Origin of the sequence: Actinosynnema pretiosum, assembly GCF_024171695.1 — a bacterium.
Taxonomy (GTDB): Bacteria; Actinomycetota; Actinomycetes; order Mycobacteriales; family Pseudonocardiaceae; genus Actinosynnema; species Actinosynnema pretiosum.
Window position 1 is genome coordinate 23,868 of sequence record NZ_JAMTCF010000023.1, and the last position, 17,550, is coordinate 41,417.

Annotated in this window: 20 protein-coding genes; 12 read left to right on the plus strand and 8 right to left on the minus strand. The window is 72.6% G+C overall.

What is annotated here, in order from left to right; genetic code table 11:
- Positions 1 to 51 precede the first annotated feature (51 nt).
- On the plus strand, positions 52 to 981 hold the full coding sequence (locus tag LV78_RS34580; RefSeq protein WP_253850231.1) for an AraC family transcriptional regulator: 930 nt from the start codon (positions 52 to 54) through the stop codon (positions 979 to 981).
- Here LV78_RS34580 and LV78_RS34585 read toward each other — a convergent pair.
- On the minus strand, positions 961 to 1,491 hold the full coding sequence (locus tag LV78_RS34585) for a mycothiol transferase (RefSeq protein ID WP_253850233.1): 531 nt from the start codon (positions 1,489 to 1,491) through the stop codon (positions 961 to 963). The two genes, LV78_RS34580 and LV78_RS34585, sit on opposite strands and share 21 nt — an antisense overlap.
- Positions 1,492 to 1,587: 96 nt before the next feature.
- Between LV78_RS34585 and LV78_RS34590 the strand changes: the two genes are divergently transcribed.
- Both LV78_RS34590 and LV78_RS34595 read left to right on the plus strand, forming a co-directional pair.
- Positions 1,588 to 3,924: a phosphoketolase family protein gene (locus tag LV78_RS34590; RefSeq protein ID WP_253850235.1), complete on the plus strand. Its 2,337-nt coding sequence runs from the start codon at positions 1,588 to 1,590 to the stop codon at positions 3,922 to 3,924.
- Positions 3,921 to 5,012 carry an acetate/propionate family kinase gene (locus LV78_RS34595; protein ID WP_253850238.1) on the plus strand — a complete coding sequence of 364 codons (1,092 nt, stop codon included), beginning with the start codon at positions 3,921 to 3,923 and terminating at the stop codon, positions 5,010 to 5,012. The genes LV78_RS34590 and LV78_RS34595 overlap by 4 nt, the downstream gene beginning before the upstream one ends.
- A 6-nt stretch (positions 5,013 to 5,018) precedes the next feature.
- On the opposite strand, the gene LV78_RS34600 is transcribed toward LV78_RS34595, so the two are convergent.
- From LV78_RS34600 to LV78_RS34610, 3 genes are all read right to left on the minus strand, one after another.
- Positions 5,019 to 5,684, minus strand: coding sequence for a hypothetical protein (locus LV78_RS34600; RefSeq protein WP_253850239.1), 666 nt, complete (start codon positions 5,682 to 5,684; stop codon positions 5,019 to 5,021).
- A 52-nt stretch (positions 5,685 to 5,736) separates the two neighbouring features.
- Positions 5,737 to 6,399 carry a hypothetical protein gene (locus LV78_RS34605; RefSeq protein ID WP_253850240.1) on the minus strand — a complete coding sequence of 221 codons (663 nt, stop codon included), beginning with the start codon at positions 6,397 to 6,399 and terminating at the stop codon, positions 5,737 to 5,739.
- Positions 6,400 to 6,489: 90 nt separating this feature from the next.
- Positions 6,490 to 7,218, minus strand: coding sequence for a MerR family transcriptional regulator (locus LV78_RS34610; RefSeq protein WP_253850242.1), 729 nt, complete (start codon positions 7,216 to 7,218; stop codon positions 6,490 to 6,492).
- A 117-nt stretch (positions 7,219 to 7,335) separates the two neighbouring features.
- On the opposite strand from LV78_RS34610, the gene LV78_RS34615 reads away from it, so the two are divergent.
- The gene (locus LV78_RS34615) at positions 7,336 to 7,710 is read left to right on the plus strand and encodes a hypothetical protein (RefSeq protein WP_253850244.1); all 375 of its coding nucleotides are present in this window, start codon (positions 7,336 to 7,338) and stop codon (positions 7,708 to 7,710) included.
- Positions 7,711 to 7,740: 30 nt separating this feature from the next.
- Here the strand turns inward: LV78_RS34615 and LV78_RS34620 are convergent, their stop codons facing one another.
- Complete coding sequence (locus LV78_RS34620) at positions 7,741 to 8,301, minus strand: dihydrofolate reductase family protein (protein ID WP_253850246.1); 561 nt, start codon at positions 8,299 to 8,301, stop codon at positions 7,741 to 7,743.
- 149 nt (positions 8,302 to 8,450) lie between these two features.
- On the opposite strand from LV78_RS34620, the gene LV78_RS34625 reads away from it, so the two are divergent.
- Together LV78_RS34625 and LV78_RS34630 are read left to right on the plus strand one after the other, a co-directional pair.
- The gene (locus LV78_RS34625; protein ID WP_253850248.1) at positions 8,451 to 8,660 is read left to right on the plus strand and encodes a hypothetical protein; all 210 of its coding nucleotides are present in this window, start codon (positions 8,451 to 8,453) and stop codon (positions 8,658 to 8,660) included.
- A 29-nt stretch (positions 8,661 to 8,689) separates the two neighbouring features.
- Complete coding sequence (locus LV78_RS34630; RefSeq protein ID WP_253850250.1) at positions 8,690 to 9,418, plus strand: hypothetical protein; 729 nt, start codon at positions 8,690 to 8,692, stop codon at positions 9,416 to 9,418.
- 109 nt (positions 9,419 to 9,527) lie between these two features.
- Here the strand turns inward: LV78_RS34630 and LV78_RS34635 are convergent, their stop codons facing one another.
- Together LV78_RS34635 and LV78_RS34640 are read right to left on the minus strand one after the other, a co-directional pair.
- Entirely contained in the window at positions 9,528 to 10,463 is a 936-nt protein-coding gene (locus LV78_RS34635) for an endo-beta-N-acetylglucosaminidase H (protein ID WP_253850251.1), read from the minus strand.
- Positions 10,464 to 10,690: 227 nt separating this feature from the next.
- A complete protein-coding gene (locus LV78_RS34640; RefSeq protein WP_253850253.1) occupies positions 10,691 to 11,431 on the minus strand; it encodes a zf-HC2 domain-containing protein in 741 nt (246 codons plus the stop codon).
- 64 nt (positions 11,432 to 11,495) lie between these two features.
- Between LV78_RS34640 and LV78_RS34645 the strand changes: the two genes are divergently transcribed.
- Positions 11,496 to 12,050: a sigma-70 family RNA polymerase sigma factor gene (locus LV78_RS34645; protein WP_253850255.1), complete on the plus strand. Its 555-nt coding sequence runs from the start codon at positions 11,496 to 11,498 to the stop codon at positions 12,048 to 12,050.
- 6 nt (positions 12,051 to 12,056) lie between these two features.
- Here the strand turns inward: LV78_RS34645 and LV78_RS34650 are convergent, their stop codons facing one another.
- Positions 12,057 to 13,136: an ABC transporter substrate-binding protein gene (locus LV78_RS34650; protein WP_253850256.1), complete on the minus strand. Its 1,080-nt coding sequence runs from the start codon at positions 13,134 to 13,136 to the stop codon at positions 12,057 to 12,059.
- Between the two features lie 83 nt (positions 13,137 to 13,219).
- On the opposite strand from LV78_RS34650, the gene LV78_RS34655 reads away from it, so the two are divergent.
- From LV78_RS34655 to LV78_RS34675, 5 genes are all read left to right on the plus strand, one after another.
- Positions 13,220 to 14,257: a beta-ketoacyl-ACP synthase III gene (locus LV78_RS34655; RefSeq protein WP_308208790.1), complete on the plus strand. Its 1,038-nt coding sequence runs from the start codon at positions 13,220 to 13,222 to the stop codon at positions 14,255 to 14,257.
- Positions 14,254 to 14,499 (plus strand): acyl carrier protein, encoded by a 246-nt coding sequence (locus LV78_RS34660; RefSeq protein WP_253850260.1) that lies wholly within the window; start codon positions 14,254 to 14,256, stop codon positions 14,497 to 14,499. Before LV78_RS34655 ends, LV78_RS34660 begins: the two co-directional genes overlap by 4 nt.
- An 80-nt stretch (positions 14,500 to 14,579) precedes the next feature.
- Positions 14,580 to 15,440 (plus strand): (3R)-3-[(carboxymethyl)amino]fatty acid oxygenase/decarboxylase, encoded by an 861-nt coding sequence (gene scoE, locus LV78_RS34665; protein WP_253850261.1) that lies wholly within the window; start codon positions 14,580 to 14,582, stop codon positions 15,438 to 15,440.
- Positions 15,437 to 15,982, plus strand: a complete 546-nt coding sequence (locus tag LV78_RS34670; RefSeq protein ID WP_253850263.1) for an FcoT family thioesterase — start codon at positions 15,437 to 15,439, stop codon at positions 15,980 to 15,982. Before scoE ends, LV78_RS34670 begins: the two co-directional genes overlap by 4 nt.
- Positions 15,975 to 17,540, plus strand: a complete 1,566-nt coding sequence (locus tag LV78_RS34675) for a long-chain-fatty-acid--CoA ligase (protein WP_253850266.1) — start codon at positions 15,975 to 15,977, stop codon at positions 17,538 to 17,540. Before LV78_RS34670 ends, LV78_RS34675 begins: the two co-directional genes overlap by 8 nt.
- The last annotated feature ends 10 nt before the right edge of the window (positions 17,541 to 17,550 follow it).

Sequence of the window (17,550 nt, forward strand, 5' to 3'; positions counted from 1 at the left end):
GCCCAGCCGCCGGACACCATCGTTCCCAGCGTCCCTCGTATAGTCCATAACGTGGAGTCCAGCAATCCTTATCGATCGTCCAGGACCGAGGTCACGCTCGACGTCAGCGACCCCGTCCGGCAGGTCCTGGCGCTGGCCCGGCCGAGGGCCGTCGTCCCGGCCCCGCTCCGCGCGACGGCGCCCTGGGGCGCCCGGTTCTCGCCATTCCCGCACATCAAGCTCGGCGTGGTGGTCGACGGCGAGGTCTGGCTGTGCGTGGACGGCCTCGACCCCGTCCTGCTGCGCGCCGGTGACTTCTACCTGCTCGGGAACCCGCCCGCCTACGGCCTGGGCAGCTCGGTCGACGCGGCGCGGGAGGGCGTTCCGGTGAACGGCCCCGGCGCTCCCGCCTACACGTGCAGCGTCGACTTCGAGTTCCGGGACGCCGACGCCTCCACGCTGTTCTCGGCGCTGCCCCCGGCCGTCGTCGTCAGGGCGGACGAGACCGGGGGGCAGCTGCTCTGGAACATCGCGACCCTGCTCGTGCACGAGTTCCAGGAGCCCAGGACGGGCCAGTCGCTCGTCCTGGAGCACCTGGCCCAGATCCTGCTGGTGCACCTGCTCAGGGCGCACGCCGACTCGTCCAGCGAGCCGCTGGGCTGGCTCGCGTCCGTGGTCGACGACGGGATCGGGGCCGTGCTGCGCGCCGTGCACGCCGAGCCCGGCCACCGCTGGACGTTGGAGGAGCTCGCCGCGATCGCGCGGATGTCCCGCTCGTCCTTCGCGGTGAACTTCCGGACCAAGGTGGGGAAGCCGCCCCTGGACTACCTCATCGAGTGGCGGATGCAGCTGGCGCGCGCCGCGCTGCGCACGGACGACTCCCTCACCTCGATCGCGGGCGCCGTCGGCTACCGCTCCGAGAGCGCGTTCAGCACCGCGTTCCGGCGCGTCGTCGGCGTGCCGCCGCGCGAGTTCCGCGTCTCACTGCGCGCCCGCCCCTGACACGCCCCGGACGAAAGCCGCCTGCCCGACGTGCTGGAGGTCGTCCTCGACCACGCTGAGCAGCCGCACGGCCAGGGTCACCGGCGGGTCCCACGAGTCGTCCACGACCCTGGTCAGGTCACCGGCCCCCAGCGTGCGCAGGTAGGCCTCGGTCCGCTCGTGCACCGCCCGGTGGTAGCCCAGCAGCAGCTCGGCGGGCGCGACGACGGCCGTGACCTGGTCGGAGTCGTGCCCGTACCCGGTGTCGTCGACCGGCAGCGGCAGGTCGAACCGTTCGGACCAGCCCTCGGCTGTCCAGACCTGCTCCGCGCCCGCCACCTCGGCGACGTGGTCGTCCTGCACGCGGGTCAGGTGCCAGACCAGCCACGCGATCGGGTTCCCCGCGCCGTCCACCCGGTGCGCCAGCTGCTCGGGCGACACACCGTCCAGCACGCGCTCCACGGACTCCAGCACCCGCCCGAAGCCGTCCGACAGCACGTCGACGGCGCTGACCTCGCTCTTGGTCGTCATGGTCACCGGAGTACCCAGCCGCCCGCGCTTCCACCTCGGTGACGCGAACCGGACAAATCGGTGGTGTGCCCCGGCCCGCGCGGGGAATCCGGGCGCATGACGACCACGCAGACGCGCGGCACGGAGGCCGTCCGGCGCTACCGCAGGGCGTGCGACTACGCCGCCGCGGCCATGATCTACCTCAAGGACAACGCGCTGCTGCGCGAACCGCTGCGCCGCGAGCACCTCAAGCCAAGGCTGCTCGGCCACTGGGGCACCTGCCCCGGCATCACCTTCCTGAACGCCGGGCTCAACGGCCTCATCCGGCGCACCGGGCAGCGGACGCTGCTGGTCACCGGCCCCGGCCACGGCGCGCCCGCCGTGCACGCCAACCTGTGGCTGGAGGGCACGCACGCCGAGCTGGACCCCGAGCTGGGCCGCGACGGCGCGGGCCTGACCGAGCTGGTGCGCCGCTTCTCCTGGCCAGGCGGCTTCCCCAGCCACCTCTCGCCGGAGGTGCCCGGCGTGATCCACGAGGGCGGCGAGCTGGGCTACGCGCTCGCCACCGCCTTCGGCGCGGCCATGGACAAGCCGGACCTGCTGGTGGCCTGCCTGGTCGGCGACGGCGAGGCCGAGACCGGCCCCACGGCGGGCTCCTGGCACGCGGGCAAGTACCTGTCCCCGCGCACCGACGGCGTGGTCCTGCCGGTGCTGCACGCCAACGGGTACAAGATCTCCTCGCCCACGGTCTACGGCTGCATGGACGACGCCGAGCTGACCGCCTACTTCAGCGGCGCGGGCTGGTCCCCGCGCGTCGTGGACGTCACCCGGACCGACGACCCGGACGCCCTGCTGGCCGAGGCGCTGGCCTGGGCGCACGACGAGAACGCCGCCCTGCGCGAGCGCTGGCGGCCGGGGGAGCGGGCGGTGCGGCCGATGCTGGTGCTGCGCTCCCCGAAGGGCTGGGGCGTGCCCGAGCACGACGTCGCGGGCGAGCCCCTGGAAGGCACCTTCCGCGCCCACCAGGTCCCGCTCGGCGCGGTCCACGAGGACGACGAGGAGCTGGCCCTGCTGGAGCGCTGGCTGCGCTCCTACCGCCCCGACGAGCTGTTCGACGCCGAAGGCCGCCCGCACGAGGACCTGCTCGCCCAGCTGCCCCCGGAGCACCTGCGCCTCGGCCGCGTCCCCGAGGCCAACGGCGGCAGGCTGCGCCGCGACCTGCCGCTGCCCGACGTGACCCGCTTCGCCGTCGAGGTCCCCGAACCCGGCGCGGGCTCGACCAGCCCCACCGATGTGGCGGGCCGCTGGCTGGCCGAGCTGGTGCGCGCCACCGAGGACCGCCGCGACTTCCGCGTGTTCTGCCCCGACGAGCTGGAGTCCAACAAGCTCGGCGCCCTCCTGGAGGCCACCGACCGGGGCTTCACCTGGCCGCTTCCTGACACCGCCGAGCACGTCGCGCCGGGCGGGCGGGTGCTGGAGGTGCTGTCCGAGCACCTGTGCCAGGGCTGGGCGCAGGGCTACCTGCTGACCGGTCGGCACGCGCTGTTCCCGTGCTACGAGGCGTTCGCGTCCATCGTGGACAGCATGGTGAACCAGCACGCCAAGTTCCTCAAGATGTCCGGCGAGGTGCCGTGGCGCGAACCGGTGGCGAGCCTGAACTACCTGCTCACCAGCGAGGGCTGGCGGCAGGAGCACAACGGCTACAGCCACCAGGGCCCCGGCTTCATCAACAACCTGCTGACCAAGAAGGCCTCCACCGCCCGCGTGTACCTGCCGCCGGACGCGAACACCCTGCTGGTCACCCTGCGGGACTGCCTGGCGTCCACGGACCGGATCAACCTGGTGGTGGCGGGCAAGAACGCGGGCGCGCAGTGGCTGGACCCGGAGGCCGCCGAGCGGCACTGCGCGGCGGGCGCCGGCGTGTGGGAGTGGGCCGGGCACGGCGACGGCGACCCGGACGTGGTGCTGGCGTGCGCGGGCGGCATCCCCACGGTGGAGGCGCTGGCGGCGGCGTCGATCCTGCGCGAGCGCGCCCCCGACCTGGCCGTGCGCGTGGTCAACGTGGTGGACCTGCTGTCACTGGCCCCCGCAGACCGCCACCCGCACGGCCTGCCCGACGAGGCCTTCACGGCCTGCTTCCCCGAGGACGTCCCGGTGGTCCTGGCCTTCCACGGCTACCCCTCGGCCGTCCACGAGACCCTGCACGGCCGTCCCGGCTCCGACCGGTTCCACGTGCACGGCTACCTGGAGGAGGGCACCACGACCACGCCCTACGACCTGCTCGTGGCCAACCGCATGAGCCGCCACGACCTGGCCGTCGACGCGCTGCGCCGGGCCGGTCGCGACGGGGACCTGGCCGAGGGGTTGCTGGCCGAGCGCGACGACCTGCGCGCCGCCGCGCACCGCGACGGCGTGGACCCCGAGGAGATCACCGGCTGGAGGTGGGCCGCGTGAGCGCCGTCCTGACCGTCAACGCCGGGTCGAACAGCCTCAAGGCGCACCTGGTCGACCCCGACACCGAGGAGGTCCTGGACTCGGTGGACGTGGAAGGCCCACCGGACTCCGACGAGGCGCGTGAGGCCCTGGACGCGCTTCTGTCCGATGTGGACGACCTGGTCGCCGTGGCCCACCGCCTGGTCCACGGAGGCCCCGACCTGCGCGCGCCCGCTGTCGTCGACGACGAGTCCCTGGCAGCGGCCCACCGCGCGGAAACCCTTGCTCCACTGCACGTTCCGCCCGCGCTGCGCCTGCTGGACGTGCTGCGGGACCGCCTCCCCGACCCGCCGCACGTGCTGTGCCCGGACACCGCGTTCCACGCCGACCTGCCCGAGGAGGCCACCACCTACCCGCTGCCGCTCGACTGGCGCGAGCGGCACGGCCTGCGCCGCTACGGCTTCCACGGCCTGTCCTACCGCTGGGCACTGGACCGCGCCGCCGAACTCCTGGGCCGCCCGGCCGAGGGCTTGACCGTCCTGATGACCCACCTGGGCGGCGGTTGCTCGGTGTGCGCCGTGCGCGCGGGCCGCAGCGTCGACACCTCGATGGGCTTCACCCCGCTGGAGGGCGTGCCGATGTCGAAGCGCTCGGGCAGCGTCGATCCGGGGATGCTGCTGTGGTTGCTGCGCAACGGCGTCGACCTGGACGAGGTGGAGCACGGCCTGAACCACGAGTCCGGTCTGCTGGGCCTGTCCGGCGGCCGGTCGGGCGACACCCGCGACCTGGTCGCGGCGGCGGGGGAGGACCAGGCGGCGGCGCTGGCGCTGCGCGTGTTCGCCCACCGCGTCCGCCGCGAACTGGCCGCAGCCGCGACCAGCCTGGACCGGCTGGACGCGCTGGTGTTCACCGGCGAGATCGGCTGGGACCAGCCCGAGGTGCGCGCCGACGTCGTGGCCGGGCTGTCCCTGCTCGGCGTCCCCGCCACCCTGACCCCGACCCGCGACGGCGACGGCCCCGTGAGCCCGCCGGAGGCCGCCGTGCCGGTGCTGCTGGTGCGCTCGCGCGAGGAGCTCCAGCTGTGCCGGGAGGTCCTGAAAGCCTTGTAGGGCAACCTAAGCGCCGTCCTCCGGCGCCAGTCCGAACAGCACCCGGTGGATCTCCCCGAAGACGAAGTCGCGGGCGTCCACCGGGTCCTCCAGGAGCGCCACCACCACACCTCCGCTCGCCGTCGACCGCACGCGCGCCGCCACGGCCGCCGGGAACTCCGGCAACCGGGCGGCGCGCTCGGCGTCGAAGTAGGTCCACCAGCCGAAGCAGTCCGGGAAGGAACCGGGCGGCGGCGGGTTCTCGAAGTCCAGTTCGCCACCGCGCACCCGCCACACCTGCTCCCACGACCACTCGTCCACGACGGTCCCGAACCTCGCCCCGAACCGCTCGGCCGCCACGGTCCAGAGGTCGGTGAGGCGGCGGTGCAGGTCCGGGGTGAACAGGAAGCGCTCGATCGACCAGTACAGCCGCGACTCTTGCACGCTGAACCAGACCTCCTCGTCCGCGGGCCACAGGGTGCACCCGTGGTGCGTTCCGGAGGCGAGCGCGGCCACGAGGTCGTCGCGGTCCAACCGGTCGAACTCGCCGGGCTCGTCGGTGCGGAACGCGGAGATCAGCCCGTCCTCCGGGTGCCCGATGCGCAGCCCGGCGCCCACCGCCAGGTCGAACAGCTCGGCGACCACCTCCGGCGTGCGGTCGACGTACAGGGTCCAGTCCCAATCGTTGCCCACGACAGGTGATGGTGCACCCGGACGCCGCCGCCCGCGACTCCGTTCCCGGTGGTCAGCGCCCGAGCCACCACTGGAGGAACTCGTCCGGGACGAGGTGGATCAGCTCGACCGCCTCCCAGAGCGCCGCGACCGCCAGGACCACGACCACGAGCGGGTACAGCCGCAGGGCGTCCGCCAGCCCCGCCGCGTAACCCGCCCGCCGCGTCTCCAGCCCGAACCGCCGAGGCCGCAGGAACTTGCGCCCGTGCACCCAGGAGGCGAGGGCCGCGAGCACGTACCCCTGGGCCTCCAGGAGCGCGGTGACGCCGTGCGGGACGAACCACGCGAGGTCGTCGGCGCCGGACGGGGTGAAGATCATGCCCCAGCCCACGAGCCGCACCAGGCCCAGCGCCACCCCGGCGAACGGCACGACCAGTGACGGCGCGGTCTGCCAGAGGAGCGCGCCGATCAGGAGGTTGACGACGAAGGTGATCCCGGCGGCGCCGAGCACGTCCCCCGTGCCGTAGGTGGCGACGAAGAGGTGGTTGGTCGGGTCGGCGTTGGGGTCCGTGCCGTGCTGGGCGGCCTCCCGCAACCACGGGAACGCGCCGGCCGCGACCGCCGCGAGCACGAGCACCCCGTAGAAGGCGAGGTTGAGCGCCAGGTAAGCCCGCCGGTCGCGGCGAATGATGCCGAAGGCCGTCCTGAGTGGACGGATTCGGGTGCTGCTGTTCATCGTGGTCCTCATCCAGCCTGCGAACGTCCGTGCGGACGTCCGTGCGACGTCCGTGCGCCGAGGACTGAACACCCGGACGTAGCGTCGGGGTCAACCCCCGCTCTCACCCAACCGCTCCAGGACCGCGCGCTGCGCGCTGGTGAACGCCGTCTCCTGGTACGCGCTGAGCACCGCGTCCGTCCGAAGGACCACCCGCCCACCAGGCTTGTCCCCGAACCCGTCCACCAGCTCCCGGTAGTCGCGGGCCAACCGCTCGACCTCGTCGTCCCCGCTGTCCGGACCGAGCGCGGCGAACCGCACCGCCAACGCCGTAATCCCCGGCAGCAACTCCGGCTCCACCATCCGCCCCAGCACCGCCGCCAACACCTCCCGCCCCCGCGCGTCGAGCCCCTGGTGCAGCAACAACAGGATCTCCCGATCCCGCCGAGCCACCTCACCGGGCAACTCCCGCCCCACGGCCGCGACCAGCTCGGCGATCTTAGGCGGAGCGTCCGCCCCGGTCCCAGCTGCCCGCACCCGCGCGATCGCGGCCCGGCGAGCCGCCAACACCTCGATCTGCCCGGCCAGCTCCCGGTCCAACTCGTCCAACGCCACCCCGACCCGCACCCCGTCCGTTTCCAGCAGTCCGGGGATCTCCTCCAGCGCGACCCCCAACTCCGCCAACCGCCGAACCCGCAACAACAGCACCAGATCGCCCGCCCCGTACTCCCGGTACCCGTTGGCCCGCCGCGCGGGCTCGGGCAGCACCCCGAGCTGGTGGTAGTGCCGCAGGGTCCGGACGCTGACCCCGGCCAACCGGGCGATCTCGGCGCTGTTCACGCCGGTCACCCTACGATTCCCCCAGCCGACCTGAGGGGGGACCGTGGAACCGATCGCGCGCAAGGTCGTAGCGGCCGTTGCCGTGGTCGGCCAGGGCACGCTGCTGGACGAGATCACGTGACGTACCTGGCCGCGTTCGACGGCGGTTCGCGGTTCGTGGACCACGCCGAGCTAGCTCGCGAGCTGGAGAAGGACTGGAAGCCGTCGAGACTCGTGCGCACCCCTCCGGGAGGGTGCGGAGAGCACACCCGTCCCGTCGACTTCACGTTCTCCCGTGGGGGGAAGGAGGTCGAAGGCCACACGTTCGACTCGGGCACCTGCCTCTACCTCGACGGGGACGCGGACCTGGTCGTGGAGTTCGTCGCCTGGTACCGGAAGCTGGTGCCGAGCGAGTTCGACTTGATCTTCTGCGACGACTCGTACAGCTTCGACGTGGTCGTCCCGGTGGGCGCCACCGGCAGCGACGTGATGGCTATGTGGGACAACGCCTAAATGCCAGGTCGCGCGGCGACGTCACCCCCGTCACCGCCGCTCGTACCTGGTCGCCACCACCCCACCCGGAAACACCCGCGTCTCCACCAACTCCAACCCCACCCGCCCCTCCAGCACGGGGAAGAACGGCGCACCCCCGCCCACCAGCACCGGGTGGGTGACGATCTCGTACTCGTCCACCAGCCCCGCCCGCATCGCCGCACCCCCCAACCGCGCGCCACCGACCCGCATCGGCCCGCCGTCCCCGTCCCTGAGCCGGGCGATCTCATCGACCGCGTCCCCGGACACCACCCGCGTGTTCCAGTCCACGTCGAGCGCCGCAGACGTGAACACCACCTTCGGCGTGTCCCGCCAGTTCCGCGCGAACGCCACCTCCGCCGCGTTCGCCCCAGGCAACTGGTCGGCGGTAGGCCAGTGCGAACTCATCGCCTCCCACAACCCACGCCCGTAAAGGAACAGCTCGACCCCCTGCTCCCGCTCCAACCACCACTCGAACAGCTCGTCACTGGGCGAACTCCACCCCAGATCACCACCCGGCGCCGCGACGTACCCGTCCACGCTCACGTTCATCCCGAAGACCAACTTCCGCATGAACGCATCCTCCCGCAGGGGTCCGACATTCCGCGCCGCCCACGACCGGCATCCCACGACCGGGGCGATGACGTCGCCTCCCGCACCCGCCGAATCGGGTGGACGCCGCAGCTACGATCTGATCACCGTCAGTTCATGGGGGAGTCCTGGTGGAAAACGTCACCTTCGCCAACCCAGGAGCGGTGCCGGCGGGGTCACTCGCACTGCCCGCAGGCGCCATCCCCGCGCCCGGCGTCGTCATGGTCGGCGGTTCGGGCCTAGCGGACCACCGCCTCCAGGGCAACGGCGCCGACCCGGCCCCCGGATACCTGAACACCCTCATCCGCTGGATCACCGACCGAACCACCTCACCATCGTGATACGGCGGGCGTCACACCCCGACCAGCCCATGAGCCCCGTGCTCATCGAGCTGTGCCTGCTCCTGCGCGACTTCCTCGGCGACCACGACCTGGACGCCGAACTCGCGGCCCTCCCCGACGAAGACCTCTACCACCACACCACCTTCGCGCTGTCCCTCCAGCACTCCGGCCGAGACTTCACCGCCCGCCCCGCACCGGAACTCGCCCACATCGCCGCCGCAGTCCTGCGACGCCTGTCGACCGGTCCGCTCGGCGACACCTCGCTGCGCTCACCCCAGGCGCGCTACGCGACCACCCCGACACCGCACCCGGTCCAGATCGCCGATGCCCCCGCAGGCCACGACAAACCGCTGGGCGCACTGTGGACCTCGTCCCTCCTGTCGAGCGGAACCAGCATGTGGCAGTGGGGCGAGCAGGCGGAGTTCGGTTCGGACCGAACGCTGTTCACCGTCGCGTTCGACCCGACCGCGATCCGGCTGTTCACCATCGACTCGCCCTCGGACTACCGGCGGCTGGTGAACCGGTACCCGCGCTCAGCGCGCGGACGTGCGAGCGTGTGCTGGTCCCGAGCCGCCGAGGACCTCGACGCCGTGCACCTGACCGTGCCCGGCCTGCTCACCGCGCACCACTTCCCGATCACCACGCCCCACGGCACGGCGACCCTGACCGGGTGGGACGCCGAATCCACCGCTTGGCTGCGCCTGCCGCCCAGCCTCGAGGTCACGCCGCACCACAGGGCGGTGGAACCACCGGGGTGACCCCGATTCCACGCACCCTGTTCACAGACTGGACCGGCGACCTGATCACCCGGCCCGGTTGACGCGCGAGGGCGCCGGGGCAGGACCCGGCGCCCCCGCGCGCGACCGCCTACCCGGTGTACCGGGCGTCCGAGCCGTACAACTCCCTGGTGAACGCGGAGATGTACGTGTGCGAGTCAACCGCCCCGAGGTCGTACGTCAGGTACACCCCGTACCCCTCGCTCACCGTCCGCCGCGCGAAGTTCGCCGCCGTGGTCGTGGACGTGGAGTTGATGTGCACGGCGGCGGGGGAGAGGGCGGACTTGGGCAGGGCCATCCTCGGCGCGCTCCACGTCCCGTAGTACGGGTTCCAGGCGTAGTCGAACTTCGAGGTGATGTCGACCCCGCCGTACGACAGCCGCGTCGCCGCGGGCCCGATGTTGTACAGCGTGATCAGCTTGTCCTCGGGCATCGCCGCCCGCAGCGCCGTCACCAGGTGCACGAACGAGCTCGCGTTGGGCTGCCCGGTCCCGTTCCTGCCGTACTCCGAGTACTCGTCGTCGAAGTCGATCCCGTCCAGCCCGTACCTCTCCACGGTGTCCGCCAACTGCTTCGCGAACGCCTGGGCAGCCTGTGCGTTCGGGAAGTTCGCGAACCCGGCCCCCTGGTGGTTGCCCAGCACGGACAGCGTCACCTTGATCCCCTTGGCCTGCAACGGCCTGACCTCGGTCGCCACGTTGTCCAGCACCCGCTGCACGTTCGGGTTGAAGTACAGGTAGGCCGACTTCGTCGCGGTGTCGTAGTTGATGTTCGCCGCGAAGATCACCCCGATGTCGAACACGGCGCCACCACCGGCCAGCTCGTACTTGCCGACGTTGGCCATGCTGTGGTTGTTCACCTCGACGTACGCCACCGAGACCGGCCCGGTCTTCGCGACCGCACCGGCACCGGTCTTCGCGACCGCGCCCGCCGAGGCCGGGACCGCCGAAGCCGGGGCCACGCTCCCGCTAACCACCAGCGCGACCGCCGCCGCGACCGCGCCGATCCGCCTGATTCCGAACACCATGTGATCAACTCCCATCGAGTGGGGTTGGCAGGGTTGTCCAGACCAGCGAACCAGCAGCCCACTCCCGCCGTCCACCCCACAACCGCGCCGCCGCGCGCCCGATGCCGGAGTCCTCGGCAATCGACCGATCCCGCTCTCCCGGCGACGTGCTGCCCACGCATTTCGGCCAGCCGCACGGCCCCCCTGCCCGAACCACCCAGGTGTCCTCGACCAGGTCCGGCCCGAGCTCACGCGGCGTCGTGCCTGCCTGCGGGCCACAGGTGGCGGATCTCCGCGCGGCTCGGCGGGGGCGGCGGGCCGTCCGCCTCCCGCAGCCCCGGCCCACCGCCGGAGTCCTCCCGGTCGCGCACCGCCGGGGTGTTCGGGGCTGGGCGCTCGCGGTGGGCCCTGGCCACCACGACCAGCAGCGCCAGCCCGACCACCAGCGGCAGGTGGGACACGACGCGCTCTGCGGTCGCGCTGCCCTCCAGCAGGTCGTGGGCGGAGAACGCCAGCAGCAGCGGGACGAAGCCCGCCAGCGTGGGCAGCAGGCCCGCCGCCCGCCGCGAGTCCACCGCGGCCACCAGCAGGCCCGCGCCGAGCGCGAGGTTCCAGGCCGTGCCCTCGTTGAACAGGTGGTCCGACAGGCCGGAGGCCGCGCCGTGGCCGCCGTGCGGGCCGCCGGTCGCCCCGGTGAGCAGCTGCGCCAGCGCGAGCCACAGCTGCACCAGGCCCGTGCCCGCGAGCGCCACGCGGGGGAGCACCGCCACCCGGCGCGCCGGGGCGTCCGCGAGCACGGCGGCCACCAGGTCGGGCGTCGGCGCCGCCGGGCGGACCCGCACGGCCCGCGTCAGCGCCAGCGCGCCCGCCTGCCACCCCCGGCACGCCGAGCACCCCTCCAGGTGCGCGTCGACCCACACCGAGGGCACCGGGCCCGCCTCGCCGTCGAGTCGGGCCGAGAGCGCTTCACGGGAGGTTCCGCAGTCCACACACCAGTAGTCGACACGATCGGCCGGTCAGTTCCCGGCGGCCACCGGGTTACGATCCGGGCTCGTGAGCACACCTGACGACGAGGCGACGCACTGGGCGCTCAGAGCCCGGTCCGGGGACCGCGCCGCCCTGGAGCGGTTCGTCCGCGCCACCCAGCGGGACGTGTGGCGCTTCACCGCGCACCTGGCGCGGGTCGACGCCGCCGACGACCTGACCCAGGAGACCTTCGCCCGCGCCCTGACCGCGCTGCACCGCTTCGAGGGGCGCTCCTCGGCGCTGACCTGGCTGCTGAGCATCGCCCGCCGCGTGGTGGTGGACCAGGTCCGGATGGAGCGCTCGCGGCCCCGGATCTCGCCCGGCGTCGACTGGGAGCAGGCGGCCGAGCGCAGGTCCCCCGGTTCCCGGTTCGAGCGGACCGTCGAGCTGAACCTCCTGCTCGACGGCCTCGACCCGGAGCGCCGCGAGGCGCTGGTGCTGACCCAGGTCCTCGGCCTGCCCTACGCCGAGGCCGCCGACGTGGTCGGCTGCCCGGTCGGCACGATCCGCTCGCGGGTGGCGCGGGCGCGCGACGACCTGCTGCGCGCCGAGGACGACGGGACGCGCAGCGAGGCCGGGTGATCCGCGCTAGCCGTGCAGGGCGGTCGCCAGCTTCTCCACGGCGATCGCGTTGAGCGGCCCGAGGTACGGGCTGTCCGAGACGGTCACGTACCGCTTCGACGCGGAGGCCTTCCACGCCGGGTACTTCGCGAACAGCTCCTCCGCCAGCTCCGGCCCGTCCTCGCCCGGCTGGTAGAGGCCCACCACGAGCAGGTCGACGTCGGCGGAGGCCAGCGCCTCCACGTTCACCTCGGCCAGCTCCGCGTTGGACTTGCCCGCGAACGCGTTCTTCCCGCCCGCCTTGGCGATGATGTCGTCGTAGATCCCGCCGCCGAACACGGCGGGCGCCCCGGTGGTGGTCATCGTGGACATGCCGGGGTAGACCACCAGGACGCTCTTGGGCTCCTCGCCCTCGGCCTTCGCCGCAGCCGCCGCGACGCGCTCACGACCGGTGTCGACCAGGTCGGCGGCCTTCTGCTGCACGTCGAAGACCTGGCCGAGCGTCATCAGCAGCTCGTAGGAGGACTCCACGGACTGCTTCTCGTAGGCCTCGGTGTCCTGCGGGCGTGGGTCGGTGGCGCCGTTCGCGCAGTTCGCCGGGGTGACCAGGCTGTTGATCCCGGCCTCGGCGAGCTGGTCGCGGGTGATCGAGCCGATCCGGTCGTCGAACCCGCCTGCCCAGGTGGAGATCACCAGGTCCGGCTTGAGGTCGATGACCTGCTCGCGCGGGACCTCGAAGTTGTCGTTGAGGCTGACGCCGCCCGTCGGCAGCGCCGCGACCTTCTCGACCATGCCGGGCTCGTCGGAGACGCCGTAGGACTGGCTGTTGGCGACGACCCGGTCGGACAGGCCGAGCGCGACCAGGCTCTCCGCCTCGGCCACGGACGCGCCGTTGAGCAGCAGCACCCGGCTGGGAGCCTTGGTGAAAGTGATCTGCGTCCCGCAGTTGTCGATGGTGAGCGGGTAGGTCGTCGCCGAGGCGGTGGCGGATGCGGGCGCGGCGGTGGGCTCCCGCCCGGCGGTGGGGCTGGCCTGCGAGGAGCAGGCGGCCAGCAGCGCCAGTGCTGCGGTCGCGGACAGGGGAGCGGCGCTCAGGCGGCGTGTCATGCCTGACGGGTCGGGCGGGCCCGGCCGAAAGTTCCTGGGGATTCACGGGAACTCGACCGGATAGGGGTGCGACAAACCTGTACGTGCGAGTTGCATCCGTCCTTTGCGGAGTCGGCGGTCACACCCCCGAGCGGGTGGTGACCAACGACGAGTTGTCAGCGACCTACGACACCAGCGACCAGTGGATCAGGGAGCGGACCGGGATCGTCCAGCGCAGGCGCGCCGCCCCCGGCCAGTCGACCGGCGACCTCGCGGTCGAGGCGGCCCGCGTGGCGCTCGCCTCGGCCGAGCGCTCGTCCGGTCCCGCCCCGGTGGACCTGGTCGTCCTGGCCACCTCCACCCCCGACCGGCCCTGCCCGGCGACCGCGCCCTCCGTGGCGCACCGCCTGGGACTGGGCCCGGTTCCCGCGTTCGACGTCGACGCGGTGTGCTCCGGCTTCGTCTACGGCCTCGCCGTGGCCGACGGCATGATCGCCGCGGGCACGGCGCGCCGCGTCCTGCTCGTCGGCGCGGACACCTTCTCCACCATCCTCAACCCCGCTGACCGCACAACTGCGGCCATCTTCGGTGACGGTGCGGGGGCCGTCGTCTTGCGAGCGGGTGAACGAGGCGAACCCGGTGCCCTGCAAGGACTCGATCTCGGCAGCGACGGCGGTCAGGCCGACCTGATCACCGTCGTCGCAGGTGGATCGCGCGTTCCCGACCGCGCGACCGCGCCCGAGGCCGACCGCTTCTTCGCCATGCAGGGCCAGGCGGTCTATCGGAATGCCGTAGCGCGCATGGCGCAAACCGCCCGTGCGGCCCTGGCCAAAGCCGGGTGGGGCGTGCACGATGTGAATCGATTCATCGCCCACCAGGCGAACGCCCGCCTCCTCGCCGCCGCGGGGGCGGAGCTCGGCATCGAGGCCGAACGCGCCTACCGCAACATCTCCGAGGTCGGCAACACCGTCGCCGCCTCCATCCCGCTCGCCCTGGCCGACGCCGCCACCGACGGCGCGCTCCTGCCGGGAGACCGCGTGCTGCTCGCCGCCTTCGGGGGCGGGACCACCTGGGGCGCCGCCGCCCTCACCTGGCCAGAGCTGGCCGCCTTCCCCAGACCGGAGAGGACCGCTTCGCCATGACCGACGAGCAGTTGCTGGACCTGCTGGCCGACTTCGCCCGGCAGCTCAACCCGCTCGGACCGGAGGTCGACGTCCGGACGGGCGCGACCTTCGACGACCTCGGGATCGACTCGCTGAGCTTCGTCGACCTGCTGTTCAAGCTGGAGCGCGAGCACGGCGTCGACGTCCCGGACGAGGCCCTGCCGGGCATCGAGACGGTGGGCGACCTGCTCGCCTTCGTCGCCGAGCCCCAGCGAGCCTGAAAGCGCTTACCAACGCCTCACCCCGTTCCGCCCGGTTCGCAGGCAGGGACCGGATTCACCAGCCCACAAGGAGATCCACCGTGGAGTTCAGCCCGCAGCACGGCATCGGCGTCATCGCCGAGGGGTTCGACCCGTCCTCGGACGAGGACGTCAAGCGCGTCCGGGAGGCGGTGTACCGGGACAAGATCGTGGTGCTCAAGGGGCAGGAGCACGACCCGGCGGCGTTCCTGGCGCTGGGCAAGCGCTTCGGCGAGGCCGAGAAGTACTACGAGCCCGTCTACCAGCACCCCGACGTGCCGGAGGTCTTCGTGTCCTCCAACGTGGTCCAGGGCGAGAAGCGCGTCGGCGTCCCGAAGACCGGCAAGTTCTGGCACTCGGACTACCAGTTCATGCCGCGCCCGTTCGACCTCACGTTCATCTACCCGCAGGTCCTGCCCACCAGGAACCGGGGCACGTTCTTCATCGACCTGTGCAAGGCCTACGAGACCCTGCCCGAGGACCTGAAGGCCGAGGCCGCGGGCACCACCGCCACGCACAGCGTCCGCCGCTACTTCAAGATCCGCCCGAGCGACGTGTACCGGCCGCTCTCGGAGATCATCGACGAGGTCGACGCCAAGACCCCGCCCTCGCCGCTGCCCACCGCGCTGCCGCACCGGCACACCGACGAGACGATCCTCTACCTGAGCGAGGGCTTCACGCTCTCGATCACCGACGCGGACGGCAAGGAGCGGCCCGAGCTGCTGCGCGCCCTGCTGGAGCACACCGGGCAGCTCGACACCACCTACGAGCACCCGGCGATCCACCTCCAGACCTACGAGAAGGGCGACATCCTGGTCTGGGACAACCGGAGCCTGGTCCACCGCGCGCTGCACACCGCCACCGACGAGCCCACCGTGTCCTACCGGGTCACCGTGCACGACGACCCGACCGCCAACCGGTGAGCGCGCCCTCCGCCGCTGCGCCCTCCGGTCCCGCGCCCACCGGTCCCGCCGCCACCGCCGAACTCCTGGAGCGGGCGCTGTCCTGCTACAAGCCGCACTGCCGCTACCTGAAGGCGGTCGAGCTCGGCGGGCACCGCGCCACCGGGGAGTTCGCCATCCCGGAGTCCTGCTACATCGACGACACCGGGCACCTCAACGCCGTCGAGGTGAACATCTGCTACAACCAGCTGCTCTACACCCTGCTGGCGTCGCTGGTGCGCGACGGCTCCGAACCCGCGCTCGCCGGGTGGGACATGGCGGAGTTCTGGCGGCGCAGGCTCCCGGACGTGCTGATCGCGGGCATCTCCAGCAACTTCCGCAAGCCCATCGACCCCAGGGCGTTCACCGGCGAGCTGTCGGTGCGGCAGGCGCGCACCAGGACCCTGCGCCACGGGGAGCCCCCGCTCGTGGACCTGGACACCGCGTTCGCCTTCCGCGACAGCGGCGGCGGCCTGGCGTCGGGGACCGCGCGGATCGTCATCACCGGGGGCGGGAATGGCTGAGCGGCGGCACTTCCCGGAGCTGACCACGCTCCCGGACGTCGCCGCCGCGCACGCCGCGCGGCAGCCCGGCACGGCGGCGGTCGTCTGCGCGGGCAGGGAGCTGGACTACGCGGAGCTGCACCGGCTCAGCAGCCGCATCGCGCACGCCGCGCTGGCCGACGGCCTGCGCCCCGGCGACCGGGTGTCCTACCTGGGCGTGGAGTCCGTCGAGTACTACGCGACGCTCTTCGCCTGCGCCAAGGCGGGGCTGGTGCTGGTGCCGATCAACTTCCGGCTCGCGCCGCCGGAGGTCGAGCACGTCCTGCGCGACTCCGGGAGCGTGCTCCTGATCGTGGACGACGACCTGCGGGAAGCGCTTTCCCCGGTTGTCGCGGCGCTCCCGGACCTGCGGGTGCGCGGCGGCGGCGAGGCGGACTTCGCGGCGTGGACCGAGCACGCGTCCGAGACCCCGCCGCCGCACCCGTCCGGTCCCGACGACGCGGTGGTGCAGCTGTACACCAGCGGCACCACCGGCCTGCCCAAGGGCGTGGTGCTGCGCCAGGGCGGGCTGTTCGCGGTCCGCGACCTGCTGGCGGGCGCCGGGTTGGACTGGATCGACTGGCGGGACGGGGACGTCAGCCTCGTCGGCATCCCCGGCTTCCACGTCGGCGGGATCTGGTGGTGCGCCCAGGGCTTCGCGGCCGGGATCACCACCGTCGCCATGCCGCGCTTCGACCCGCGCGAGGCGCTGCGGCTGATCACCTCGCTCGGGGTGAGCACCACCTGCGTCGTGCCGTCGATGCTGCGGCTGCTGCTGGCCGAGCCCGGCGCGGACAAGACCGCGTTCGCCAGCCTGCGCAAGGTGGTCTACGGCGGCTCGCCCATCGCCGAGTCGCTGCTGGAGGCCGCGCTCCCGGTGCTGGACTGCGACTTCGCGCAGATCTACGGGCTCACCGAGACCGGCAACACGGCGGTCTGCCTGCCACCGCACCAGCACGTGCCGGGCGGCCCCAGGCTGCGCGCGGCGGGACGGCCGTACCCCGGCGTCGAGTGCGCCGTCACCGACCGGGCGGGGAACCCGCTGCCCACCGGGGAGATCGGCGAGGTGCGGCTGCGCACCCCGGCCAGGATGCTGGAGTACTGGCGGATGCCCGAGGCCACCGCCGCCACCCTGGTCGACGGCTGGGTGCTCACCGGCGACGCGGGCTACCTGGACGACGAGGGCTACCTGTTCATCCACGACCGCATCAAGGACATGATCATCGTCGGCGGGGAGAACGTGTACCCCAACGAGATCGAGAACGTCCTGACCAAGCACCCCGGCGTGGCCGACGCCGCCGTGATCGGCGTGCCGCACGAGACCTTCGGCGAGTCGGTCGTGGCCTACGTCGTGCCCGCGCCCGGCCTGCCGCCGCGCCCCAGGGACCTGCTGGCGCACTGCCGCGACCGGCTGGCCGGGTTCAAGGTGCCGAGCCGGTTCGAGCTGGTCGACGCCGTGCCGCGCAACCCCAGCGGCAAGGTGCTGCGCCGCGAGCTGCGCAAGTCCTTCTGGGACGGTCGAGACCGCGAAGTGAACTGAAACCGTTACC